The organism is Streptomyces sp. NPDC049887, assembly GCF_040656535.1.
Classification (GTDB): domain Bacteria; phylum Actinomycetota; class Actinomycetes; order Streptomycetales; family Streptomycetaceae; genus Streptomyces.
The window spans coordinates 55,670-80,767 of the sequence record NZ_JBFAMM010000008.1 but is presented as its reverse complement, the minus strand read 5'-3'; the positions used below and the strand labels follow the sequence as shown (position 1 = coordinate 80,767).

At 70.2% G+C, this 25,098-nt stretch carries 17 protein-coding genes and 4 pseudogenes; 18 read left to right on the top strand and 3 right to left on the bottom strand.

The genetic code is table 11. From position 1 onward, the window contains the following. Positions 1-84 precede the first annotated feature (84 nt). The 5 genes from AB0J10_RS12510 to AB0J10_RS12490 all read left to right on the top strand — a co-directional run bounded on the left by AB0J10_RS12510 (position 85) and on the right by AB0J10_RS12490 (position 7,065). Entirely contained in the window at positions 85-1,668 is a 1,584-nt protein-coding gene (locus AB0J10_RS12510) for a GMC family oxidoreductase (protein ID WP_363060651.1), read from the top strand. Between the two features lie 190 nt (positions 1,669-1,858). After that, positions 1,859-2,653, top strand: a complete 795-nt coding sequence (locus tag AB0J10_RS12505) for an SDR family oxidoreductase (RefSeq protein WP_363060947.1) — start codon at positions 1,859-1,861, stop codon at positions 2,651-2,653. Positions 2,654-2,695: 42 nt separating this feature from the next. Beyond that, the gene (locus AB0J10_RS12500) at positions 2,696-4,207 is read left to right on the top strand and encodes a cytochrome ubiquinol oxidase subunit I (RefSeq protein ID WP_363060649.1); all 1,512 of its coding nucleotides are present in this window, start codon (positions 2,696-2,698) and stop codon (positions 4,205-4,207) included. Further along, positions 4,204-5,256, top strand: coding sequence for a cytochrome d ubiquinol oxidase subunit II (locus AB0J10_RS12495; RefSeq protein ID WP_363060647.1), 1,053 nt, complete (start codon positions 4,204-4,206; stop codon positions 5,254-5,256). The genes AB0J10_RS12500 and AB0J10_RS12495 overlap by 4 nt, the downstream gene beginning before the upstream one ends. A gap of 9 nt (positions 5,257-5,265) precedes the next feature. Further along, positions 5,266-7,065: a cation:proton antiporter gene (locus AB0J10_RS12490; protein ID WP_363060645.1), complete on the top strand. Its 1,800-nt coding sequence runs from the start codon at positions 5,266-5,268 to the stop codon at positions 7,063-7,065. A 12-nt stretch (positions 7,066-7,077) separates the two neighbouring features. On the opposite strand, the gene AB0J10_RS12485 is transcribed toward AB0J10_RS12490, so the two are convergent. Beyond that, on the bottom strand, positions 7,078-8,955 hold the full coding sequence (locus AB0J10_RS12485) for a glycoside hydrolase family 15 protein (protein ID WP_363060643.1): 1,878 nt from the start codon (positions 8,953-8,955) through the stop codon (positions 7,078-7,080). Between the two features lie 114 nt (positions 8,956-9,069). Between AB0J10_RS12485 and AB0J10_RS12480 the strand changes: the two genes are divergently transcribed. From AB0J10_RS12480 to AB0J10_RS12450, 7 genes and pseudogenes are all read left to right on the top strand, one after another. Then, positions 9,070-10,407 carry a DUF2254 domain-containing protein gene (locus AB0J10_RS12480; RefSeq protein ID WP_363060641.1) on the top strand — a complete coding sequence of 446 codons (1,338 nt, stop codon included), beginning with the start codon at positions 9,070-9,072 and terminating at the stop codon, positions 10,405-10,407. Positions 10,408-10,742: 335 nt separating this feature from the next. Next, positions 10,743-11,930 carry an ROK family glucokinase gene (locus AB0J10_RS12475; RefSeq protein WP_363060639.1) on the top strand — a complete coding sequence of 396 codons (1,188 nt, stop codon included), beginning with the start codon at positions 10,743-10,745 and terminating at the stop codon, positions 11,928-11,930. A gap of 65 nt (positions 11,931-11,995) precedes the next feature. Continuing rightward, entirely contained in the window at positions 11,996-12,505 is a 510-nt protein-coding gene (locus tag AB0J10_RS12470) for a hypothetical protein (RefSeq protein ID WP_363060637.1), read from the top strand. Between the two features lie 696 nt (positions 12,506-13,201). Then, a pseudogene (locus tag AB0J10_RS12465) lies at positions 13,202-13,945 on the top strand (transposase); the annotation flags it as partial. A 112-nt stretch (positions 13,946-14,057) separates the two neighbouring features. Then, a complete protein-coding gene (locus AB0J10_RS12460; protein ID WP_363060971.1) occupies positions 14,058-14,420 on the top strand; it encodes a hypothetical protein in 363 nt (120 codons plus the stop codon). 480 nt (positions 14,421-14,900) lie between these two features. Then, positions 14,901-17,390, top strand: coding sequence for a ricin-type beta-trefoil lectin domain protein (locus tag AB0J10_RS12455; protein WP_363060635.1), 2,490 nt, complete (start codon positions 14,901-14,903; stop codon positions 17,388-17,390). A 246-nt stretch (positions 17,391-17,636) separates the two neighbouring features. Beyond that, positions 17,637-17,855, top strand: a pseudogene (locus tag AB0J10_RS12450) (integrase core domain-containing protein); the annotation flags it as partial. A gap of 138 nt (positions 17,856-17,993) precedes the next feature. On the opposite strand, the pseudogene AB0J10_RS12445 reads toward AB0J10_RS12450, so the two are convergent. Further along, positions 17,994-18,233: pseudogene (locus tag AB0J10_RS12445) on the bottom strand (LUD domain-containing protein); the annotation flags it as partial. On the opposite strand from AB0J10_RS12445, the pseudogene AB0J10_RS12440 reads away from it, so the two are divergent. From AB0J10_RS12440 to AB0J10_RS12415, 6 genes and pseudogenes are all read left to right on the top strand, one after another. Beyond that, positions 18,205-18,426: pseudogene (locus AB0J10_RS12440) on the top strand (hypothetical protein); the annotation flags it as partial. The pseudogenes AB0J10_RS12445 and AB0J10_RS12440 sit on opposite strands and share 29 nt — an antisense overlap. Beyond that, positions 18,403-19,368 carry a tyrosine-type recombinase/integrase gene (locus tag AB0J10_RS12435; protein WP_363060945.1) on the top strand — a complete coding sequence of 322 codons (966 nt, stop codon included), beginning with the start codon at positions 18,403-18,405 and terminating at the stop codon, positions 19,366-19,368. The pseudogene AB0J10_RS12440 and the gene AB0J10_RS12435, both read left to right, overlap by 24 nt. 189 nt (positions 19,369-19,557) lie before the next feature. Beyond that, a complete protein-coding gene (gene pcaC, locus AB0J10_RS12430; protein WP_363060633.1) occupies positions 19,558-20,835 on the top strand; it encodes a 4-carboxymuconolactone decarboxylase in 1,278 nt (425 codons plus the stop codon). 271 nt (positions 20,836-21,106) lie between these two features. After that, a complete protein-coding gene (locus tag AB0J10_RS12425; protein WP_363060631.1) occupies positions 21,107-21,739 on the top strand; it encodes an MBL fold metallo-hydrolase in 633 nt (210 codons plus the stop codon). Positions 21,740-21,896: 157 nt separating this feature from the next. Then, positions 21,897-22,676, top strand: a complete 780-nt coding sequence (locus tag AB0J10_RS12420) for an exodeoxyribonuclease III (protein WP_363060629.1) — start codon at positions 21,897-21,899, stop codon at positions 22,674-22,676. A gap of 87 nt (positions 22,677-22,763) precedes the next feature. After that, the gene (locus AB0J10_RS12415) at positions 22,764-23,204 is read left to right on the top strand and encodes a DUF6278 family protein (RefSeq protein ID WP_363060627.1); all 441 of its coding nucleotides are present in this window, start codon (positions 22,764-22,766) and stop codon (positions 23,202-23,204) included. 253 nt (positions 23,205-23,457) lie between these two features. Here the strand turns inward: AB0J10_RS12415 and AB0J10_RS12410 are convergent, their stop codons facing one another. Next, complete coding sequence (locus tag AB0J10_RS12410) at positions 23,458-25,044, bottom strand: CocE/NonD family hydrolase (protein ID WP_363060625.1); 1,587 nt, start codon at positions 25,042-25,044, stop codon at positions 23,458-23,460. Positions 25,045-25,098 lie beyond the last annotated feature (54 nt).

The window sequence follows — 25,098 nt, the reverse complement described above, 5'->3', positions numbered from 1 at the left end:
CGATCCCCGTCCCCGACCCCGAAACCCCCGCACCCGGGCCGGAACCCCGGTCCCGGGCCCGGACCCTCGAGAACGGTGGCTGCCATGACCGAAACCCCGCACTACGACGTCATCGTCATCGGCTCCGGAGCCGGCGGGGGCACTCTCGCCCATCGCCTCGCCCCCACGGGGCACCGCGTCCTCCTGCTGGAACGCGGCGGCTACCTCCCCCGGGAACGCGACAACTGGGACTCCACCGCCGTCTTCGTCAAGGGCAAGTACCGCGCGCCCGAGTTCTGGTACGACAAACACGGGAACACCTTCCCGCCGGAGGTCAACTACTACGTCGGCGGCAACACCAAGTTCTACGGAGCGGCCCTCTTCCGGCTGCGTCCGGAGGACTTCGGCGTACTGCGCCACCACGGCGGCGTTTCCCCGGCGTGGCCGCTGAGCTACGAGGACCTGGAGCCGTACTACACCCAGGCCGAGCACCTCTACCTCGTGCACGGCAACCACGGCGAGGACCCCACCGAGGGCGTGGTGAGCGGCCAGTACCTCCACCCGCCCGTCGCGCACGAGCCGCGGATCCAGCGGTTGAGCGACGACCTGGAGAAGCTGGGGCTGCACCCCTTCCACCTGCCCATCGGGGTCGACCTCGTCCAGGACCGCGAAGGCCGGGCCACCCACGCCAGCGTCTGCATCCGCTGCGACCGGGTCGACGGCTTCCCCTGCCTGGTGCGCGGTAAGTCCGACGCCCAGGTCATCTGCGTGGAGCCCGCACTGGAGCACCCCAACGTGGACCTGATCACCGAAGCCCGGGTGACCAGGCTGGAGACCGACGCCACGGGCCGCAGCGTCACCACGGTCGTCGCGGAGCTCGCCGACGGAACCGAGGCCCGGTTCTCCTCCCACCTCGTCGCCGTCGCCTGCGGCGCCGTCAACACCGCGGCCCTGCTGCTGGCCTCGGCCGGCGACCGGCACCCGGACGGGCTCGCCAACAGCTCGGGCGTGGTGGGCCGTCACTACATGCGGCACAACAACATGGCGCTGATGGCGGTGTCGAAGGAACCCAACGACACCCGCTTCCAGAAGACTCTCGCCCTGCACGACTGGTACCTGGGCGCGGACGACTGGGAGTACCCCCTCGGCGGCATCCAGATGCTCGGCAAGTCCGACGCCGAGCAGATCCACGGCGAGGCACCGCGCTGGGCAGGCGCCGTGACCCCCGGGATGCCCTTCGAGGTACTGGCCCATCATGCCGTCGACTTCTGGCTGTGCGGCGAGGATCTGCCCCACCCCGACAACCGCGTCACCCTCGACCGGGACGGCGGCATCCACCTCGCGCTCGACGAGAAAAACAACATCGCCGCGCTCGACCGGCTCCGCCACAAACTGCAGGGCATGCTCGGCCGGCTCGGGATGCACGAGCACCATCTGCTGCCGCACAGCATCTACCTGCACAAGGGCATGCCCATCGGGGCGACCGCCCACCAGGCCGGCACCGTCCGCTTCGGCAACGACCCGACGAGCTCCGCCCTCGACGTCAACTGCAAGGCCCACGACCTCGACAACCTCTACGTCGTCGACACGAGCTTCTTCCCGAGCATCGGCGCGGTGAACCCGTCGCTCACCGCCATCGCCAACGCCCTGCGGGTCGGGGACCATCTGGCCGAGCGCCTCCGAGGCTGAGCCGACCGGGCGAACATCGGCCACCCAACGGCCCACATGGCCGTGCGCTGCCCGCCCGTCGGCACGCGCCGGTGGTTCCGTTGCGCGCGGGTTCCGTCCGGCGCCGCCCCGGCCCCGGGTCGCAGGCAGGCACGTCCCAGGAGGCATCGTGAATTCCCAGGCCGGAGCAGCACCGCACCCGGTTCCGCAACTGCTGAAGGGCCAGAAGGCACTGGTCACCGGCGCCAACTCGGGCATCGGGAAGGCGACGGCGATCGCGCTCGGCCGGGCCGGCGCCGACGTCGTCGTCAACTTCGTGGCCGGCCAGGAGGCCGCCGACGCGGTCGTCAAGGAGATCACCGCCGCAGGGGTCCGCGCCTACGCCCACGAGGCCGACGTCTCCGACGAGGAGCAGGTCGTCGCGATGACGCGGCGGATGGTCGAGGAGTTCGGCACCATCGACATCCTCGTCGCCAACGCCGGCCTCCAGCGGGACGCCGCGCTCACCGACATGACGCTCGCCCAGTGGCAGAAGGTCATCGACGTCAACCTCACCGGCCAGTTCCTGTGCGCCCGGGAGGCGGTCAAGGAGTTCCTGCGGCGCGGTGTCGTCCCCGAGGTGTCGCGCGCCGCCGGGAAGATCGTCTGCATGAGTTCGGTCCACCAGGTCATCCCCTGGGCCGGCCACGTCAACTACGCCTCCTCCAAGGGCGGCGTGCAGATGATGATGGAGACCCTGGCCCAGGAGCTCGCGCCGAAGAAGATCCGGGTCAACGCGGTCGCGCCGGGCGCCATCAAGACCCCGATCAACACCGACGCCTGGGACACACCCGACGCCGAACGGGACCTGCTCACCCTCATCCCGTACGCCCGTGTCGGGGAGCCCGACGACATCGCGAACGCCGTCGCCGTCCTCGCCTCCGACCTCATGGACTACGTGGTGGGCACCACGCTGTACGTCGACGGAGGCATGACCCTCTTCCCCGGGTTCGCGACCGGCGGCTGACGCCGCGACCGATCCGAAGGGTTCCGACGACCGAAGGCACACATGCACAATCCGGTACTCCTGCCGGCCGGGGCGCACCTGCTGCTCGCGGAGGCACCCGCCCAACTGCTCCCGGCCCGGGAACTGATGGCGTTCACACTCGCCTCCCACATCATCCTGGTGCCCATGGGAGTGGCGCTGCCGCTGATCACACTGATCATGCACTACCGCGGACTGCGCCGGAACGACCCCACCGCGCTGCTGCTCGCCCGGCGGTGGTCGGCCGTCATGGCCGTCCAGTTCGCCGTCGGCGTCGTCACCGGCACCGTGCTCTCCTTCGAGTTCGGGCTGCTCTGGCCGGGGCTCATGGGCCGCTGGGGCGACGTCTTCGGCATCGGGTTCGGCGTGGAGGCATGGGCGTTCTTCCTGGAGGCCGTCCTCATCGCCATCTACCTCTACGGATGGCGGCGGCTGCCCGCGCGGACGCACTTCCTCCTCGGGGTGCCGCTGCCGGCCACCGCCCTCCTGGGGGCGTTCGGCATCCTGGCGGCCAACTCCTGGATGAACACGCCCCGCGGCTTCCGGCTCGACTCCGCGGGCAACCCCGTGGACGTCGACGTCTGGAAGGCGATCTTCACGCCGATGTTCGGGCCGCAGTACTGGCACTTCGTCGTGGCGATGTTCCTGACGGCCGGGTACGTCGTCGCCGGGGTCTACGCCGTGGGGATCCTGAAGGGCCGCAGGGACCGCTACCACCGGCTCGGGTTCGCGGTCCCGTTCACCGTCGCGGCGGTCTTCACCCCCGTCCAGTTCGTGCTCGGCGACTCCATCGCCCGCTCCGTGTTCCACAAGCAGCCGGTGAAGTTCGCCGCGATGGAACTGGTCTGGGAGACCGACACCCATGTGCCCGAGTACATCTTCGGCCGGCTGCACCCGGACGGCACCGTCACCGGCGGCATCAAGATCCCCCAACTCGACTCCATCCTGGCCGGGTTCCGGCCCGACACCCAGGTCACCGGCCTCACCTCCGTGCCCGCCTCCGACCGGCCCAACCCCACCCAGGCCACGATCGCCCACTGGGCCTTCGACATCATGGTCGTCATCGGCTCGCTGATGATCCTCCTCGTGCTCTGGTACGCGTGGGTGGTGTGGCGCAGACGGAAGCGGCCCGCGGCCGAACGGCTACCGGAGTCCCGGTGGTTCTACCGCAGCGCCGCCTGTGCCGGAGTCGCCTCCGTCATCGCGGTCGAGTGCGGCTGGATCACCACCGAGGTGGGGCGGCAGCCCTGGATCGTGTACCAGAACATGCGGGTCGCCGAGGCGGTCACGGCGACCCGGTCCTCCAGCCTCTGGATCATGTTCGGCGTCGTGATCGTCGTGTACGTCTTCATCTTCGGCTCTTTCCTCGCGGTGCTGCTCAAGATGCGCACCCGCTGGCGGCTCGCGGACGCGGCGGCGGGGACGGGCCCCCCGGCCGAGAGGCCGGAGACCGGGACGCCCTACGGCCCTCGCGACGACGTGCCGGGCGCGGCCGCCGGCACCGGGGCCCGGGCAGGGCAGGACGGTACGCCATGACGACCGCGGGCATCGTCGCCCTGGTGCTGCTGCTCGCCGTCGCCGCCTACGCCTGCGCCGGCGGCACCGACTACGGCGCCGGATTCTGGGACCTCACCGCGGGCGGCGCGGAGCGGGGCAAGCGGCCGCGGTGGCTGATCGACCACGCCATGGCACCGGTGTGGGAGGTCAACAACGTCTGGCTGATCTTCGTCCTCGTCATCATGTGGACCGGATTCCCGGTGCTGTTCCAGACGGTGTTCTCGTCGATGTGGCTGCCGCTGGCCCTCGCCGCGGTCGGCCTGGTCCTGCGCGGCGCCGGCTTCGCGCTGCGCAAGCCCATCAAGCGGGTGGCCGGGCGGCGGCTGTACGGGGCGATGTTCGCCGTCTCCTCGCTGCTCACCCCGTACTTCCTCGGCGCCGCCGTCGGCGGCATCGCCTCCGGTCGGGTCGCGCCCGGCACCACCGCGTCGGCGGACGCCTGGGCCAACCCGACGTCCTTCTTCTTCGGGCTGCTCACGGTGACCGGAACCGCCTTCCTCGGCGCGGTGTTCCTCTCCTGCGACGCCGAGCGCTGGGACGCCCCCGATCTCGTCGGCTACTTCCGGCGCCGGGCGCTGGCCTGCCTGACCGTCGCCGCACTGCTCGGAGTGGCCGCGCTCTTCGTCGTCCCGAGCGACGCCCCCCACCTGTGGAGCGGGCTCACCCGGGGAGCCGGGCTCGTGCTCGCCCTCGTGGCCGTGGTCTGCACGGCGGCGACGGCGGTGATGCTCCTGCGGGGACACACCCGCTGGTCCCGGTTCACCGCCGTGGGCGTGGTCGCCGCTTCCGTCACGGCCTGGGGCGTCGCCCAGCGCCCCTACCTCATCCCGACCTCCCTGACCGTCGAGGACGCGGCGGGCGCCCCCTCGACGCTGGTGTGGCTGCTGGTCGTCACCCTCGTCGCGGTGCTCCTCGTCGGGCCGGCGCTCGTGCTGCTCTACTGGCTCGACACCCACGCGGAGCTGGAGTCCCTCTCCGAGTCCGATCTCCGAACGGGCGGGGGCGCCGGGCCCGCCGGGAGCGAGTGACGGCCGCTCGTGCTCCCTCCCGACCAGTTCCTCCTGGGCATCGCCCTGACCCTGCTGCTCGCGGTCGGCTCCCAGATCGTCGCGAGCAGGCTGCGCATCCCGGCGCTGATCCTGCTGCTGCCCGCCGGCTTCACGGCCGGCGCCCTCACCGACGTCGTCCACCCGGACAAGCTGGCACCGGAGAACTTCTCGTCCATCGTCTCGCTGTCCGTCGCGGTGATCCTCTACGACGCCGGGCTGGGCCTGCGGCTGCGCCAGCTTCGAGGCGCCACCCGCTCGGTGGTGCGCCGGCTCCTTCTCCTCGGCGTCCTGGCCACCTGGGCGTCCGTGATGGCGCTCGCCCCCGCGCTGTTCGGCATCCCCTTCCCCGTGGCCGTACTGCTGGGCGCGGTTCTCGTCGTCTCCGGGCCGACGGTGGTGGGGCCGCTGCTCGACCATGTGCGGCCTCCGGACGGGGTGCGGCGCATCCTGGTCTGGGAGGGGACGCTGGTCGACCCCGTCGGGGCCATCCTCGGCGCGCTGGTCCTGCACTCGCTGCTCGCGGGCGACTTCCGGTTCGGACGGGGCTTCCACCCGGGCGAGTTCCTGCTCAGCTGGCTGGTCGGGCTGGCGGGCGGCGTGGTGGGTGCCGCTGTGCTGTGGTTCCTCCTCCACCGGCTCCGGCTCGGCGAGACGCTGGGCACGCTGGGCCAGCTCGCCACGGTGGTCGCGGTGTCGGCGGGCTGCGACGTCGTGCGCGACGACACGGGGCTGATCGCCGCGGTCGTCGCCGGGCTCGCCGTCGCCAACCTCCCCGGCCTGGGTATGCCGGCCCGGCGCCCCTTCTTCGAGACCCTGGTGCAGCTCATCATCGGGTTGCTGTTCGTGACCATCTCGGCCGGGGTGACCCCGGCGTCCGTCCGTCCCGTCCTGCTGCCCACGCTCGGCCTGATCGGCGCGCTCGTCCTGGTGGTCCGGCCGCTGGTCGCCTGGCTCTCCACCCATGGGCGCGGACTGCCGAACGGGGAGCGGGCGTTCATCGCCTGGATGGCGCCGCGCGGGATCGTCGCGGCGTCCACGGCCTCCGCCTTCGCCGCCACCCTGGCCGACGCGGGGCTTTCCGGCACGGACAAGATCCTTCCGGTCACGTTCCTGGTGATCGTGGGGACCGTCCTGGTCTACGGGCTGACCGCGGCACCGGTCGCCGCCGCGCTGGGCATCAACCGCTCGGCCCGCGCCCGGCCGCTGCTGGTGGGCGGGCGGCCCTGGTCCGTCGAACTGGCCCGGTGCCTGCAGTCCGCCGGGCTGGACGTCGCGATGTGGACCGCGACGGAGGAACAGCGGCAGCGCGTCCGGCAGGCCGGGATCGCGCAGGCCCCGGGGGATCTCCTGGCCGCGGCCACCGACCCCTCCGGGCGCCTCGAGGACGTCACCGCCGTACTCCTGCTCACCGACGACGACGACTTCAACGCGCTCGTCTCCGTCGTCGCACAGGACAGCGTCGACGGACCGGTCCACCGGGTCGGCCCGCCGGCGGACGGTACGAACGCGGTCGCGACCCGTACCGGCCCGGACGTGCTCTTCGGCCCGGGCCTCGGGCGGGACGTGCTGGCGGCCCGCCACGCGCGGGGCGCCCGGTTCACGGTGGGGGCGCAGGGCGAACCCCCGCCGCCCGGTCACGACGCGCTGTTCGTCCTGCGGGCCGACGGCCGTATGGACCCGGTCACCGAGGAACGGCCCGCGCGGCCGGGCCCGGGCGACCGGGTCGTGCTGCTGGGGCCCGGCCCGGACGGACGGCCCGCGAAGGGCTCGCCCGCCGGGGGCCGGTGAAGGCGGGGCCGTTCAGAGATTGCTCTCCGCCGGGGCGGTCCGGGTGCGGGCCTCCCCCCGCACCCGGTTGAGCTCCCGGTCCAGAGTGATCGCCGTGTCGATGAACGCAAGATGGGTGAACGCCTGCGGGAAGTTGCCCAGCTGACGTCCGGTCAGGGCGATCTCCTCGGAGTACAGGCCGAGGTGGTTGGCGTATGTGAGCATCTTCTCCAGCACGAGCCTCGACTGGTTCAGCCTGCCCGCCCGCGCCAGCGCGTCGACGTACATGAACGTGCACAGCGAGAAGGTGCCCTCGGAGCCGGCCAGACCGTCGGGGGATGCCTCGGGGTTGTACCGGTAGACGAGGCTGTCGTTCACCAGTTCGCGGTCCATGGCGTCGAGCGTGGAGGTCCACATCGGGTCGTCGGGGGTGATGAACCCCACCGTCGACATCCGTACGAGCGACGAGTCGAGCACGTCGCTGTCGTAGTGCTGCACGAACGCCTGCCGCTGGTGGTTCCAGCCGCGGGTGAGGACCTGGTCGTACAGCTTGTCCCGCTCACCGGCCCAGCGAGCGAGCGACGCGGGCCGGCCGCTCGCCGCCGCCAGCCGCAGCGCCCGGTCGAAGGCGACCCACGACATCAGACGTCCGTACGTGAAGTCCTTGCGCCCGCCCCGGGTCTCCCAGAGCCCCTCGTCGGGCTGGTCCCAGTGGTCGCTGAGCCAGTCGAGGAGCGTGCGCAGGGAGGTCCAGCCGCGGTGGTCGAGCTGGATGCCCCGCTCGTGCGCGAAGAAGATGCTGTCCAGCGCCTCGCCGTAGATGTCGAGCTGGAGCTGGGACGCGGCGCCGTTCCCGATCCGGACGGGGCTGGAGCCCTCGTAGCCCTCCCAGTCGTCGAGGATCTCCTCCTCCAGGTCGGAGGAGCCGTCGACCCGGTACATGATGTTCAGCGGTCCCGAGTCGCCGTCGCGACCCGCCTTCTCGTGGACGCGGTCGCGCAGCCAGCCGATGAAGGCCTGGGCCTCGTCGGTGAAGCCGAGGCCCAGCAGGGCGTACACGGAGAACGACGCGTCGCGGATCCAGGTGAACCGGTAGTCCCAGTTCCGCTCGCCGCCGAGTTGCTCGGGGAGCCCGGCCGTCGGTGCCGCCACGATCGCCCCGCTCGGGGCGTACGTCATCAGCTTCAGCGTGATGGCCGACCGTTCGACCGCCTCCCGCCAGCGGCCCGAGTAGCGGGACTGGCTGAGCCAGTCGCGCCAGAACCGCACGGTGTCGTCGAAGAGCTGCATGAACTCGGCGTGGTGGACGTGCCGCGGCGGGCCGTCGGCGAAGGTCTCCAGCACCACCCCGCGCTCCTGCCCGGCCTCCAGGGTGAGGGTGAAGTGCATGTCGTTGTCGCCCAGGTCGAGCGGAGCCAGCCGGACGTCCCCCGGTTCGCGGACCGCGTGGACGGTCAGTTCCAGGTCGTCGGCGACGAACACCGCCCCGCGCTCGGTGTAGTGCAGCTTGTGCGCGGAGCGGCCGTAGTCGAACCGCGGAACGATGTCGACCTTGAAGGTGAGGCTGCCGCGGACGCATCGCAGCAGCCGCACCAGGCGGTGCCGCTGGGTCGCGGTGGAGCCCGTGACCGGCATGAAGTCGACGACCTCGCCCGCGCCCGCCTCGGTCATGAAGCGGGTGACCAGGACCGCGGTGTCGGGGAGGTACAGCTGTTTGGTGGCGTACGTCCGGTCCACGGGAGCGACCTTGAAGTACCCGCCCTTCTCGCTGTCCAGCAGCGAGCCGAAGATGCTCGGCGAGTCGAACCGCGGGGTGCAGTACCAGTCGATCGTGCCCTGCGTGCTGACCAGTGCGGCGGTCTGCAGGTCACCGATCAGCCCGTGGTCCTCGATGAGGGGGTAGTCGCCCATCCCGAGCCCCTTTCGCCCTGGGTCGCGAACGGATGCCGCCCCATCAGCTTAGGCAATAGGAGCATTCCGGGCTTTTCGGGAGGAGTAGCCGGAGTGCGGGGGAAGGGCTCCAGCGTGGAGGCGACAACCGCGCACCGGGAGACCAGCCGCCGCGCCCGTGCGCCCCTGTCCTGGGCGACGGCGTTCGCGCTGCGCCAGTACGTCATGGCCAGCCTCTGGATCGCGCCGCTGATCGGGATCGTCCTCGGCTCGCTGCTCGCGGACGCCGCCGTGGCGCTCGACGGAGCCGTCCGGGTGCCGCAGGAGTGGCGGTACTCCACCTCCACCGCCAGCAGCGTCCTCAGCTCCATCGTCGGCGCGATGGTCGCCCTGCTCGGCTTCGTCGTGACCATCGGCATCCTCGTGGTCCAGCAGGCCACCGGGACGCTGTCACCGCGCTACATGCGGCTCTGGTACCGGGACCGGCTCCAGAAGGCCGTGCTCGCGACCTTCTCCGGGACGTTCGCCTTCTCCTTCTCGCTGCTGCGCAGCATCGAGACGGACTTCGTGCCGGACATCGGCGTGACGCTCGCGGGGGCGGCGGTCGCCGTCAGCCTGGTGCTGCTGCTCATGTACCTGAACCGCTTCATCCACAACCTGCGGCCCGTCGCCATCGCGGCACTGGTCGCACGGGCCGGACGGCGGGTGCTCGACCGGGGGACGCTGCTCGCCGCGCGCGGCACCCTGCGGGCGGCGGACGCGGCGAGGCCACCTCCCGAAGGCCCGGTGACGTCGGTGCCCTGTGCCACGGGCGGGGCGCTCCAGGGATTCCACCCGGAGCGGCTGGCGGCCCTCGCCGAACGCCACGACTGCTTCGTGGTGCTCACCCACCCGGTGGGCGACTTCGTACCGCCCGGCGCGACGCTGTTCGTGCTGCACGGCGCCTCGCCGCCCCCGCCCCGTGAGCTGACCGGGCTGGTCGCGCTCGGGGTCGAACGGACGATCGAGCAGGATCCCGCCTTCGGGCTGCGCATCCTGGTGGACATCGCCATCAGGGCGCTGTCCCCGGCGGTGAACGACCCCACCACGGCGGTGCAGGTCCTGAACCACATCGAGGCGTTCCTGCACACCATCGGCCGTGCGGAACTCAGCGGGCGCTACACCCTCCACGACGCCCGCGGAGTGCCCCGGCTCGAGGTCCCCGGCCGCTCCTGGGAGGACTTCCTGCAGCTCGCGGTCACGGAGATCCGCGAGTACGGCGCCGGCTCCCTGCAGATCTGCCGGCGACTGCGGGCGCTGTTCGACGGACTCATGGACGCCGGACTGCCCGAGGGGCACCGGACGGCGGTACGCACCGAGCTGCGGCTCCTCGACGAGGCGGTCGACCGCAAGTACCCCGACCCGGTCCGCCGTGCCGCCGCGCTGACCCCCGACCGCCAGGGCATCGGGGGAGGCGCAGGACGGCCGCTCTGACCGGGGAGCGACTGAGCGGGACGGAGCTTCCGCGGGCCGGGGCGCGGCATCACGGCCAGGGGACTCCACGGGTCCGGGGAACGACGGGGGCGGCCGGGGCTCCGGCGGGCGCGGTCGACGGAGCCGGGCGGTCACGTCCGGTGCCCGTGGTGTGACATCACGCACGCCTCCCGCACCGGCCGACACGCCTCCCGCCCCGCGCCCGGCGGCAGGGCGGGCGGTCCGCGCCGCGAGCGCTCAGGGCCGGGGCGGCCCCCGGATGGCACAATCGGGCACGGCGGGCGCCGCCCGCCTCCGGTGCCCCCGGACCCGCCCCCACGACCCGCAGGGACGCTTTGAGCACGTACCGCGACTTCGCCCACCGGGGCTCCGCCCGCGCCACCGTCCTGCGGACCGTCGGCACCCGGGAGCGGCGCTCGCACCTCACCGCGCCCCGCGTCCCCACCGTGGGCATCGACATCGGCGGCACCAAGGTGATGGCCGGTGTCGTCGACGCCGACGGGATCATCCTGGAGAAGGTCCGCACCGAGACCCCGGACAAGTCCAAGAGCCCCAAGGTCGTCGAGGACACCATCGTGGAGCTGGTCCTCGACCTGTCCGACCGGCACGACGTGCACGCCGTCGGCATCGGCGCGGCCGGCTGGGTGGACGCCGACCGCTCCAAGGTGCTCTTCGCCCCCCACCTGGCCTGGCGCAACGAGCCGCTGCGGGACTCGCTGCAGAACCGCCTCGCCGTCCCGGTCATGGTCGACAACGACGCCAACACCGCCGCCTGGGCCGAGTGGCGCTTCGGCGCCGGCCGAGGCGAGGACCATCTCGTCATGATCACGCTCGGCACCGGCATCGGCGGCGCGATCCTGGAGGACGGCCGGGTCAAGCGCGGCAAGTACGGCGTCGCCGGCGAGTTCGGCCACATGCAGGTCGTGCCCGGGGGACACCGCTGCCCGTGCGGCAACCGCGGCTGCTGGGAGCAGTACAGCTCCGGCAACGCCCTGGTCCGCGAGGCACGCGAGCTGGCAGCCGCGGACTCGCCGGTCGCCTACAACATCATCGAGCGGGTCAAGGGCAACATCCCCGACATCACCGGCCCGCTGATCACGGAGCTGGCCCGGGAGGGCGACGCCATGTGCGTCGAGCTCCTCCAGGACATCGGGCAGTGGCTCGGCGTCGGCATCGCCAATCTCGCGGCCGCCCTCGACCCGTCGTGCTTCGTCATCGGCGGCGGCGTCAGCGCCGCCGACGACCTGCTCATCGGGCCTGCCCGGGACGCCTTCCGGCGCCACCTCACCGGCCGCGGCTACCGGCCCGAGGCCCGGATCGCCAAGGCCCAGCTCGGCCCCGAGGCGGGTATGGTCGGCGCGGCCGACCTCGCGCGGCTCGTCGCCCGCCGGTTCCGGCGCGCCAAACGGCGCCGTGTCGAGCGGTACGAGAGATTCGAGCGCTACGCCCAGGTCCTCCGCAGCGCCGGAGGGATCGGCGAAACCGGCGACAGTGCCCGCCCCACCCCCCAGGACCCCGAGTGAAGACCCTGCACCGACAGACCCCGCCCGTAGAGGAGAGCGTGCGTCCCCCCGAGGATCGGCGGCACATGATCTGGCGCCGTGTGCTGACCGCGGTCGTCATCGTGCTGCTCATCGGCATTCCCGCCGGCTACCTGGTGATCTCCGCGGAGCAGAGCAGGGACAGCGGCCGGGACAAGGAGGCCGAGTCGTCGGCGACCGGGCTGCGCGAGAGCTGGCCGTCCAAGATGAAGCGCCGAGTCTTCGAGGTGCCGATCCCGGCCCGTTCCACCGAGGTCGCCTACTACGAGACCAGCAACTGGAAGTCGAGCCGGCTGTACGTCAAGTTCCGTACCACCGCCGGCGGGCTCGACGCGTTCCTCAACGACGTCGGTACCAGTCGTGCGCGGCTGAGGACCGGCGAGGTCACCATCGGCGCGCGCGACGCGGACACCGTCGGCTGGGTCTTCCGGTCCGAGGCGGCGTGGGCCGGAACCGCGCACAAGCAGCGCGATCCGCGTCCCAACCAGGACATCGCCGTGGATCTGACCGATCCGTCCGCACCCATGGTGTTTGTGGTCTCGACCGCGACTCCCTGACCCGGAACTGCTCCCAGGTGCGTCGACGGTGGTGACAGCAACGTGACACGTGATGGTCGCTGAGGCCCCCGCCGGGCAGGTGCTGGCAGGGTGCCTCAGCGTTCCTCAGCGGCAAGGTCCGCTCCTCGATCCTGCTGCGGCGTCTGCGAACGCCTCGATTGCCCGCAGCGGGCGGCGCTGCCGCTGGGCCACCCACTGCGTATCGGCCCGAATGCCCGGCCTCGTGGCGCACGCAGCTTCCGAGCCGAGCAGTGAGTCCGCACATGCGTAGCGCCACCGAGGGAAAGGGAACGCCGACTCGGCCAGGAACTGGTCGCCCGCCCCGTCGAAGTGGAACACCGCAGGCAGGCCGTCAAGATGCAGCCGCAAGGCTCGGGTGGCTGCCCGTAAACGAACGGTCGCGGGATCAGGGCGTCTGCTGTCTGTCCCGTGCGGCTGTCCGTCCATCTCCACCCCTGCCTTCCGTCCGATTTCTCCAGTGTGACGGTCCCCGACGCAGGCGACGGATTGTCACCGTGTCCTGGTGGCCCGTGCGGCATGACGACATCACAGAGCGTATGGGCCCGGATGCGGCCTCTCATTGGATCTGTCTGGCTGCCCAGGCTCGACAGCTGGGCATCGAGGGGTCGGCGAGCCAGCACCGAAGAAGATCACCGCCAGTAACCCCTGTCGGTGCCCCACGCCTTCCACCGGGCGATGGACTGGCTGATCGAGATCTCCGCCACGCTCGAGGAAGAGGTGTTCCACCAAGTCGCCAACCTCCTCAACCTGGAGGTCGACCTGCTGTTCTTCGACACCACCTCCACCTACTTCGAGACCGAGGACGCCGACGAGGCCGTCCCCCGGGACGAACGGGGCCCGCCCGTCGCCGAGGACGAGGCGAGTGACGAGCACCAGGTGCGGGGGTTCCGGTCGTTCGGCAAGTCGAAGGACCACCGCGACGACCTGCCGCAGGTCGTGATCGGGATGGCCGTCACCCGCACCGGCATCCCGGTGAGGATATGGTCCTGGCCCGGCTGCACCAGCGACTCGGCGCTGATCCGGCAGGTCAAGGACGACATGCGCGACTGGACACTCTCCAGGATCGTGTGGGTCGCCGACCGCGGCTTCGCCTCCGAACGCAACCGCCACCACCTGCGCACGGGCGACCACCACTACATCATCGGCGAGAAACGCCGCTCCGGCTCTGCCGAGGCCACCGAGGCACTGGCCCGCCAGGGCCGTTACCAGGACGTCCGCGACAACCTGAGAGTCAAGGAGGCCCGCATCCGCGAGGACGAGCGGTTCGTCATCTGCTTCAACCCCGACGCCGCCCACCGCGACGCCAAGACCAGGGACCGCCTCGTCGCCCACCTCACCGACCTGATCGACAACACCGACAAGCTCACACCTGCCCAGCGGGTCCAGCTGCGCGGGGTGATCTCCACCAAAGCCCGGACTCAACCGCTACCTGCGCGTCACGCCCGGCGGGCTGCTGCGCATCGACGCCGCGAAGATCAAGGCCGAGGAGAACCTGGACGGCAAGTACCTGCTGCGCACCTCCGACCCCAAGATGACCACCGAGGACATCGCGCTCGGTTACAAGCAGCTCCTCGAAGTCGAACGCGGCTGGCGGGACATGAAGCAGGTCATCGACCTGCGGCCGGTGTTCCACCGCAAGGAGGAACGCATCCGCGCTCACGCCCTGCTCTGCTGGCTCGCCCTGCTCCTGGCCCGCATCGCCGAGACCCAGACCGGGCAGACCTGGCCGACACTGCGCCACGAACTCGACCGCATCAAGCTCGGCACCTTCACCGGCCCCGCTGGCACCTTCCAGCAGCGCACCGAGATCACCAAGCCCCAACGCGACCTGCTGAACACCCTCAAGCTCGACCCACCGCCACGGATCTGCCAGCTCGCGCCCGCGAGCCGCTGACCAGCACGAACCACCAGCCCTAGATACACGCCGTCCCACCAGCCGACGGCGCGTTTCCGCACGTCAACCCCCAACTCCACGGACCATCCCGCTACATCAACTGCGGTACCCGGGCGTGGGGCCGCCGCCCCGGCCTGCGCCTTGACGGCGTCGGATTTCGACAGCTCCTTGTGAACGCGGAGCGTGCTGAGTACGGCGACCGCGCTACTGGAATGTCACCAGGAAATGCTTGCCGCGCTCAGGCAATGACATTGACGGAAAAGCCGGTAATGGTGCAGGTAATTTTACGCTGTTCGTCCCGCCATCAGGGGTCCAGAGTTCCAGTAGCGGATCGTCCGATATGAACTGATCCGCTTCTTCACGGCTCCACTCCGTTTCGGACTGGCCTTCTGGCTGCGCCAAGTCGGCCCCGAGTAGAAGCGTGAATCATCCATGACAACGACTCCACACGTCGTATTCAGAAGACGGTTCGCCAGCGCCGTGGCGGCGCTCGCGATAGGGAGCACTCTCGCGATCGTTCCGCCTGCCCTGCCGGGCGGGGCTACGGCCTCGGCGGCCCAGTGCCCGAAGTCCGGTTGCGGTTGGGGGCCGGAGCAATGGGCGAGATGGGAAGCGAACAATCCGAAGACGGCAACTTTCCTAAAGGTCTTCGATTGGTTCACCACTCTTGCCTCTCTTAGTCCTGCGGGGCAGGTGCGGGGGGGAACGTTCAGTACCGCGTTCCGCGGCGCGAGCCTGTCGCGGCCGGTCCTGCCGCGCCCGACTTCGCCGGTGAGGGCATTTCCCGCGGTGGAGGCCGCCTCGACGCGAGCGTTGGGGGAGATCAATGAAGCCGTCAGCCTCCTGGACGAAGCCGCCGCGGGTCCGGGCCTGACCGGGGAGGAGGTGCAGCCCGCGGTGGATGCTGCGCGAAGGCATGCAGGAGCCCTGGCGCAGGACCTGCAAGCCCTGGCCCCGGACCCGCAATCGGCGGTCGACGGCACTGTGACGGACGAGGTGCTCATCGACGAGATCCAGTCGGCGGCCGACGACCTGCTTCAGGAAGCCGCAGGCATCTCGGATGCCTCCGCCGAGGGCCCGGTGCCCAATTCCGCGGAGGTCGGATCGTTCGACGGCGACGCGACAGCAATGAGCGCGGCCCACAGCGACATCTGGAACTCCAGCTGGCATGACGAGGTGTTGGCCGAGGTCAAGTCGGACAACGGGCAGCTCGGCAAGAACAACAAGGCCATCAAGCAGCTGCTCGGCCCCGCCGGGAAGATCGGCAGCGTTCCGGGGGCTGCCGACAAGTACACGCGGCTGGTCGGCGAGTTCGCGGACTCCCTCGCATCTCCCACCAAGCCCGCGGCCGATGCCATGGTGAAGTTCGGCAACCTCCAGAAGGAGTTCTCTGCGCCCAATAAGCAGGGCATGGAGATGACCTACCTGCCCAAGGGAAACCTCGACAACGTAAGGGAGGCGATCGCGGCCAAGCGGATGTTCGAGGCCGGGATCGCCGATTTCAAGCCGGGCAAGCCGGTCAACGGACTGACGCCGGACTACGGAGCCGCCGACGAGACCTTCGTCGGAGACGCCGTCCGCATGTCGGGGCAGAAAACCGACGATGCCGTCAGGAGCGGCATCAAGGCGAAGATCGGGGAGAAGGTGGGAGTCTACGCTGATAAGACCCGTTTGCCGGTCCGGGTGGTGATTGACGCATCCGACAACCCGGCGCTCGACAGCGGCAGCCTCACCGCCTTCCAAGGCCTCGTTTCTTCCGGCGTGCGGTCGGCGCCCGCGGCCGACGTGGCCAAGCTCAAGGACGTCGTCGTCCTGGGGCCGAGTGGCAGGCTCGTGCAGACCGACCCCTCAGGAAATGTGCTTAAGTCGGTGCAAGGCGTACGGGTGAAGCGTTCGGGCGACCCCAACCTCACCACCCGGATCACCGACCAGCCGCTGCCGCTGGTGAACCCGAAAACCGGCAAATGCCTGGACGCGCCGGACAGCGGCCGCGCGGGCGTACAGGTCGTCATAAAGGCCTGCGACGGGTCGGCCGGACAGAAGTTCACGCACAATTCCGCGAACCGGCATATCGAGGTCAATGGAGGTCGCGGCACGCAGTGCCTGGATGCCCGCTGGATCTCTGCAGGTTTCTTCAACCGGGCATCGGCTCCGGTAGAGCTTGTAGACTGCAGATACGCCGATACGTGGAACCTCAACGCCGACGGCACAATCAGCACCTGGTACGTACTTCAGAGCAGGACCGGGTGTCTGGACATCACCGGCGACAGCCGGCAGGACGGAGCGGCGGTCGGGTGGTACGACTGCCACGCGGGCTATGACAACCAGCGTTTCATCCAGCCCGATCCTCCGGCCCCGCCGTACAAGCCGGCCACGATCAGCAGTTTCAGCTCCGGCTTCGAGCCGAGCGACCCGGCACCGACCTGGACCGACACGCCCGACGACGCCGACGGAAGCCGGAGCGTCAACGTTCATGGCTTCAACGTCGGTGGCCACCCCGAGGCAGGCGTGCGCATCGGCGAAAGATCCCACACAGGCACCGGCGCGCTCATGTACTCCGGACTCTCTACAAGCGACGGCACCCACGCCTACATGAAGGTCTACGACCTCAGCAGCAGCCCGCTAGCCATCGGCACCACCTATGCCGACAGAAAGACTCTCAGATACTGGATCTACCCGCAGGGCGAAGGCACGACCTTTCAGGGGAAGACCAACAGCGCCTGTGTCACCGTGGACCTGGTGTTCACCGATGACACGACCTTGCGCGACAGCTGGAATTCCTGGGACCAGAGGGGCCACCGGATAGAGCCCGCCGAGCAGTGCACAGCGCTCACCCTCGACACCTGGAACCAGGTCACGGTCACCCTCGACGACCACAAAGGCAAACAGATCAGCCGCATCCTGGTCAGCTACGAGAGCAAGCGCACCGGCGCTTACCGCGGCTACATCGACGACATCACGATCAGCTGAGCTGCTGTAATCCACAATCCACAGAGCCGCACTCGATGAGTGCGGCTCTGTCGGCGGACATGGCAAGCCCCCGACTCCACTCGCGATCCCGCACGTGGAGGGTGCCGATTCGGCCCGCGCTGTCTTCCGCCCGGCCGAACGAGCCTGTGCAGCCGAGCACTTCCTGCTTCGGCGGGTGGATTTCATTCCGATCGCGGCAGTCAATACACGTCTCGGGAACTTCGTTGCCAGCTCAGTTCGTTGGGTCTGCGAGCGTCGGTCGGCCGCACCGGTGTCTGCTGGGACAATGCGATGGCCGAATCATTTTTCGGTGCCCTCAAAAACGAGCTCGTGCACCGAACTACGTTCCCGACACGCGCACACGCCCACCGGGCTATCGTCCGCTACATCGAGATGTTCTACAATCGAAAGCGCCTCCTCTCCGGACTCGGCTACAGGACTCCCGCGGAAGTCCACGCCGAGTAGGAGGAGTTGCAGGCCGTGGCATAGGCAGAACCCTCAACACCGCTGTCCGAGAGGCGCGGGCTCCTCAGGTGTATGCGGCGCACGGGGCCGGGATCGATGTCAACTCTCCTGAGTGCCGCAGAGTTGGTTGTCACGGCGTCACCCGTGATCAGCCTCCATGGCGATGACGACGTCGAGGACGCGGGGGCCATGGACCCCTTCGACGCGGTCGAGTTCGATGTCGCTGGTGGCTGAGGGCCCTGAGATGAACGTCAGCAGCCTGGCAGGATCGAGCAGTTCGAGTGCCTCTGCGACATCGCCGACGACATGGTCGGCGCGGATGAAGCACAGGTGATAGTCCGGGAGCAGGGTGAGCGCCCGGCGACCCTGGCCCGGTCCGCGGTGGCGTTGACGTCCGCCGCGGCTGACCGATGCCGAGCTCGTGACCCTTGCGGTGGCCCAGCCCGTGCTGGGCTTCCACTGCGAGGCCCGATGGCTGCGCTTCGCCCACGCGCATCTGCACCGTATGTTCCCGTACCTGCCCCAGCGCCCGGCCTGCAACAAGCGGCTGCGAGCCGCTCTGCCCCTGGTCGTTCTGCCCGATCCCATCAAGAAACTTCCGCCGAACTCGAAGGGGGAGGTCAGATACCGATTTGTTGTCGACGTAGGAATCGACCCCGAAACTGGGAAGCGTAAGCAGTTGCGGCGCACCTTCGACTCATTGAAGGAGGCTAGGGCTGAGTACGCGAACATAAGTTTCACGACTGTGGATATGAGCCTCGCTCGGCTGAAGGAAGCGCTAGGGAGAGCCGTTACTCTGCGATTGTTGTACGTCAGTGTCGCTACCCACGTGACAATTCCCCGGAGGGCGCGCAAGGAAGAGCGGAAGGGGAAAGAGGAGGTGCCGCCCTGGAACGTCCAGGAGGTTCAGAAGTTCATCCATGGTATTAGGGGTGAGCGTCTCTATTCTGCGCTCCTTCTTTCGCTGATGGGGCTTCGTCCAGCTGAAGTCTGCGGCCTCCGGTGGGAAGACGTTGACTTGGAGAACGCCACGATCGTTATTGCCAACACGCGCACGATGATGGGTAACCGGTACGTGGTGGAGAAGGACATCAAGTCTCTTGCGGGTGAGCGGGATCTTCCGCTGCCAGCTCTGGTGCTGGGCGCCCTCAAAGCATTCCGGGCTCTCCAAGCCGAGGAGAGGCTCGCTCTGGGGGAGGCGTACGCGATGTCCGGCTACGTGCTGGAGCACGAGGCGGGCCATGCCTTCACGATCAAGCAACTTCGTCGGCGCGCGTACCGACTTATGGAGCTTCTCGGGCTCCGTCGCGTCAGGCTCTACCACGCACGCTCGTCGTGCTTCACCTTCTCGGCCAACAATGGTGTCCCGGATCACATCCTCGCGCGATGGGCCGGGCATACAAATAGCAAGACGACCAAGCGGTGGTACGTCAAGCCGGATGTAGAGGATCTTCGCGGAGCCGCGACCACATGGGATGGCCTGCACGGGGTTGCGGTGGAGGGGCAAGCGTGAGCCATGCGGACCACCAGCCGAGCGGCTAGCCGAGCCGTATGGCCAGCAGGATTGAGGTGGGTTCGGAGTCCGGCTGCTGGTTGTGGACCACGCTCGTCGGCAGGTCCGGCAGCGCCGGAGCGGGACAAGGCCCGCAAGGTCCACCCCCCGGCGATGTGACATCTCGTGACAGATGAGAGGGTCAGGCGGGTGAGTGAGACACCACCGAACACCTTGCAATACCGCTTTGACGGGCCAGAAGACGCTCCTGTTCTGATCTTGGGTCCCTCACTGGGTACCACATGGCACATGTGGGACCGGCAGGTGCCGGAACTGTCACGGCAGTGGCGGGTGCTGCGCTTCGACCTGCCTGGCCACGGCGGCGCCCCCGCCCACCCGGCCGGGTCGGTGAGCGAACTCGCCGACCGGCTCGTCGCCACGCTCGACGACCTCGGCGTCCACCGCTTCGGCTACGCCGGCTGCTCCGTCGGCGGCGCGGTCGGCATCGACCTGGCGCTGCGGGTTCCGCACCGGGTCGCGTCGCTCGCCCTAGTCGCCTCGTCGCCGAGGTTCGGCACCGCGGACGAGTTCCGGCAGCGCGGGGTGATCGTCCGTACCAACGGGCTGGACCCGATGGCGCGCACGGCGCCCGAGCACTGGTTCACTCCGGGCTTCGCGGCCGCGCAGCCGGCGATCGTCGAGTGGGCCGTGCAGATGGTGCGCACCACCGATCCCGGCTGCTACATCGCCGCCTGCGAGGCCCTGGCGGCCTTCGACGTACGCGCCGACCTGGGCAGGGTCGGCGTGCCGACACTGGTCCTGGTGGGCTCCGACGACCAGCTGACCGGGCCGGCCGAGGCGCGCACGCTGGTCGCGGGGATACCGGACGCACGGCTCGCCCTGGTTCCCGGCGCCTCGCACCTCGCGCCCGTGGAGCAGCCGGCGGCGGTGACCGACCTGCTGGTGCGCCACTTCTCCCTGGCCTGGCAGGACACCCTCCACGCGATCCCCGCGCCGCCCAGCGTCCCCTCCGTCTCCGCGCCGGTGGCCCCCGTCGCCGAGATCGCCCCCGCCGCCGAGCAGCCGCACCCCTCGGGCGCGGTGCGGCCCGACCCGTACGAGGCGGGGATGAAGGTCCGGCGCGCGGTGCTGGGCGACGCGCACGTCGACCGGGTGACGGCGGAGGCGGACGAGTTCACCGCCGACTTCCAGGAACTGGTCACGCGCTACGCGTGGGGCGAGGTCTGGACCCGGGAGGGGCTGGACCGCAGGACCCGCAGCGCGGTCACCCTCACGGCCCTGGTCGCGGGCGGTCACCTGGACGAACTGGCCTTCCACACCCGGGCCGCCCTCCGCAACGGCCTCACCCCCACGGAGATCCGGGAGATCCTCATCCACGCGGGCGTCTACTGCGGCGTTCCGGCGGCGAACTCCGCGTTCCGGGTCGCCCAGTCGGTGATCCGCGAGGAGACGACCCCCCGCGACTGAGGGCGCGGCGCACTCCGCGCCCCTCCGGCTGCCGAACCGGCCCGCCGAAGGGACCGGCCCGCCGAGGGGACCGGCCCGCCGAGGGGACCGGCCCGCCGAGGGGACCGGCCCGCCGAGGGGACCGGCCCGCCGAGGGGACCGGCCCGCCGAGGGGACCCGGCCCGGGGGCAGGCGCTCACCGTTCGGGAGGGGGCCGGGCGGGGAAGGATCCGCTCGGGGACGGGGTGCGCCGCGTCGTGCGGGGCCCGGAGGCGAGAGGAAGGACATCCCCTTGAAGCTCACCAAGAAGTCGCACGCCTGCATCCGCCTCGAGAAGGCCGGGCGGACCCTCGTCGTCGATCCCGGCGTCTTCAGCGAGGTCGACGCAGCCGCCGGGGCCGACGCGCTGCTCGTCACGCACGAGCACCCGGACCACTTCAGTGAGGAACGGCTCCGCGTCGCGCTCGACGCCGACCCCGCCGTCGAGGTGTGGACCCTCCGCAGCGTCGCCGAGCAGCTCTCGGCGGGCTTCCCCGGCCGGGTGCACACCGTCGGCGACGGCGACACCTTCACCGCAGCCGGATTCGACGTGCAGGTGCACGGCGAACTGCACGCCGTGATCCACCCCGACCTCCCGAGGGTCACCAACGTCGGCTTCCTCGTGGACGGATCGGTCTTCCACCCGGGCGACGCCCTCACGGTGCCCGGCGAGCAGGTGGAGACGCTGATGCTTCCCGTGATGGCCCCGTGGAACAAGGTCGCGGAGGTCATCGAGTACGTACGCGAGGTCAAGCCGCACCGGGCGATCGACATCCACGACGCCCTGCTCACCGATCTCGCCCGCCCCGTCTACGACGCCCATATCCAGAACCTGGGCGGCGCCGAGCACCGCCGGCTCGCCCCGGGGGAGTCCACCGAGCTCTGAGGGCGCCACCCCGCCGGACGGCCGACGGGCGCGGCCCGCCGGTGTCGTCCGCCCGGCCCCGGCCGACGCAGGCCGGGTCCGCGGCCCGTTCCGGCCGGCCCCGGCGAAGGCTCCGGTCCGCCCGTGACCGTCCGACCCCGCGGTTACGCTTGGCGGCATGCGCATCGCCACCTTCAACGTCAATTCGATCACCGCCCGGCTTCCGCGGCTGCTCGCCTGGCTGGAGAGCAGCGGCACGGACGTGCTGTGCATCCAGGAGGCCAAGTGCACCGCCGAGCAGTTCCCCGCGGACGCCCTGAAGGAGCTCGGCTACGAGTCCGCTGTCAACGCCGACGGCAGGTGGAACGGCGTGGCGGTGGTCTCCCGGGTGGGCCTGGACGACGTCGTGAAGGGCCTGCCCGGCGGCCCGGAGTACGGCGGCGTGCAGGAGCCGCGCGCGCTGAGCGCCACCTGCGGCCCGGTACGCCTCTGGTCGGTGTACGTGCCGAACGGCCGGGAGGTCACCCATGAGCACTACGCGTACAAGCTGGCCTGGCTGGAGGCGCTGAGGGCCGCGGTCGCCCAGGACGCGGCGGGGGAACGCCCGTTCGCGGTGCTCGGCGACTACAACATCGCGCCGACCGACGACGACGTGTGGGACCCGTCCTTCTTCGAGGGCATGACACATGTGACCGAGCCGGAGCGCGCCGCCCTGGCCGGACTGCGCGAGGCGGGCCTCGCCGACGTGGTGCCGCGCCCGCTGAAATACGACCACCCGTTCACGTACTGGGACTACCGTCAGCTGTGCTTCCCCAAGAACCGGGGGATGCGCATCGACCTGGTGTACGGCAACGAGCCGTTCGCCCGGGCCGTCAAGGACGGCTACGTCGACCGCGAGGAGCGCAAGGGCAAGGGGGCCTCGGACCATGCCCCCGTCGTGGTCGACCTCGATCTCTGACCGATTCCGGGCCCGGGGCCGCGCTCTCCGGCCGGTGCCCGCGCGCCCAGTGGTGCGCCCGTCCACGGGAATGCGAGGCTGATCGGTATGAACATCCCTTTCTTGGACAACTGGCGCAAACGGCACGACGGTGCGCGGAGTCAGCCGCTGGGGTCCGCCGTCGGGGGCGATCCGGAGGGTGTCGCGGAGCTGCTGTCCGAGTGCGAGCTGCTGCGGGCGCGGGTGGGGCAGCAGGGGCTCGAACTGGATGACAGCCCCGCCTCGTTGGAAGCGCTCGACCAGTTGCCACCGCGCTGGCGGGACGACCCGGAGGAGCTGCCCTGGCTGGGGAACGACGCGGGGCTGTATCTGGGCACCGTGATCGTCCGCACGGTGCGGGGTGCCGCCTGGCACGTCTGGCCGGGCGGCCACCCCGTCGTGCGGCTCGCCTCCGGGCGTGAGATCAACGTGGTGGAGGCGGGGCTCGACTGGGCTGTGCACGGCTCGCCCGAGCTGTCCCAGGTGTACGCGGAGGCCGCCGAGGCCTGACCCGGCTCCCGTCCCTTTAGATGGCTATTACCGCTTATGTCCTACTCGGCGCGTGTCGGGACGGGAAGTGCCTTGCCGGGCTGGATAGTTTGCGCTGACCTCGACACCGCCGAAATTGGGGGCAGAGCAGCGTATGGCCGTCGATCTGCTGATCGAGTTGAGTGACGTCGACAAGGACCGCGTGCGCGAGGCGCGTTCCCCGGAACCGGGCAGTAGCTCGTAGAGCCGTGCCCGGCTCGGCGTCGGCCGGAGATCACTGCTCGCGCAACGGGACCGTCACGTACGAGGGGTCGGTCGCGGGCGAGGAGAAGGTCAGCTGCGCGCCGGACGGGTTGTGCTCGATGTAGAGCGGGTCGACTGTGTCGACGACCAGGGCCAGACGGTGGCCGGCCGGGACGTCGTAGGCGGTGGAGAACAGCTCCAGGTCTACGGCGAACGGCTCGCCCGGTGTCCGGTCGTGGAACGTGTACGGCGCATGGCTGACCAGCTTGCCGAGGCCGAGCGGCCCCACGTCGTAGAGGTATGCGACGAGGGTGCCGCTCTCCTTGGTGCTGGTGACCGTGGTGTGGAGCTTCGCCGTCCCCCTGATCCGCTGCGGGGAACGGTGGCGCTCCGACTGCCAGACCGCGGCGAAGCGCCGGGGGAGCAGCGGGACCGAGGCGACCGGGGGCAGTTTCAGGAACTGGTCGAAGGTGCTGGAGAGCATCACGGTGCCGCCGTTGGCGCCCGAGTCGATGTTCGCGCGGATCCTCTTGGTGCCGTCCAGGGTGATCTTGCGGGCGTCGGCGCCCACCGACTTCCAGTCCGGGTAGGTCTCGTAGGCTCCGCCGGAGCGCGACTTGATGCGCACGGGCGGCTCACGGTCCACTCCGTTGTCCACACCCTTGAGGTGGTGGTCGAGCCAGCGGCGGGTGCTGGTCCAGGTGTCGTTGGGCAGGCCGAGCAGACCCGTCGCCTCGGCGGTCGCGTGGTCGCCCGGGCGGAACTCCAGCCGCTTGGGCACGGTCAGCCGCTCGTAGAACTCGGCGTACTGGTTCGGCGGGAACACGCTGTCGCCCCAGGCGTTGCCCAGCATGACGGCCGCGCCGTTCCGGTTGATCCGGTCGACGTAGGCGGAGGGGGAGCGCTTCTCCCCCCAGGCGATCATCTCGTCCTCCTTGTCCAGGTGGGAGCCGAGGAAGTCCTTGGTGAACTGACGGAGCTCGGGGCTGGGGCGGCCGGTGAGATAGCCGGCGCCGATGAGCAGTCCGGTGGCCTGGAGGTGCTGGGTGCGGCCGCTGTAGATGGAGTCGTTGAGATCGGCCCAGCCGCTGAGGGCCGCCACGGCCTTGATCCGGTCGTCGTGGGCGGCGGCGAGAAGACTGATGCCGGCCGCGTACGACATGCCGGCCATGCCCACCCTGGACGGGTCGGCCGGGGTGTTGGCGAGCGCCCAGTCGATCACCTTGCGCGCGTCGGCGATGTCCGGCGGGCCCGCCACCTCGATGTTCCCGCCGGACTGCCAGAAGCCGCGGACGTTGTAGGTGACCACCACATAGCCGGAGTCGGCGAGCTTCCCGGCCTGCGCCAGGTACTCGACCTGAGGTGTGGCCCAACTGGTGGGCAGGACGACCACCGGGTAGGTGCGCGAGCCGCCGGCACCGGCCGGGGTGACGACATTGGCCTTGAGGACGGTGCCGCCGTCACCGTGGATGTCGACGAATCGTATACCCGAGGCGGCCGAGACCTCGGTGGCCGCTGCGGGAGCGGCCGGGGCGAGCCCGAAGGCCGCCCCGGCCAGCAGCGCCGCCGAGACGGCGCCGGTCGTCGAGGTGCGCAGGGCGTTGTGGGGGTGTCCCATCGCTCACTCCTGAATCGTGCCGGCCGACTCGTGCCGGTCTGAAAGTGACCCGAC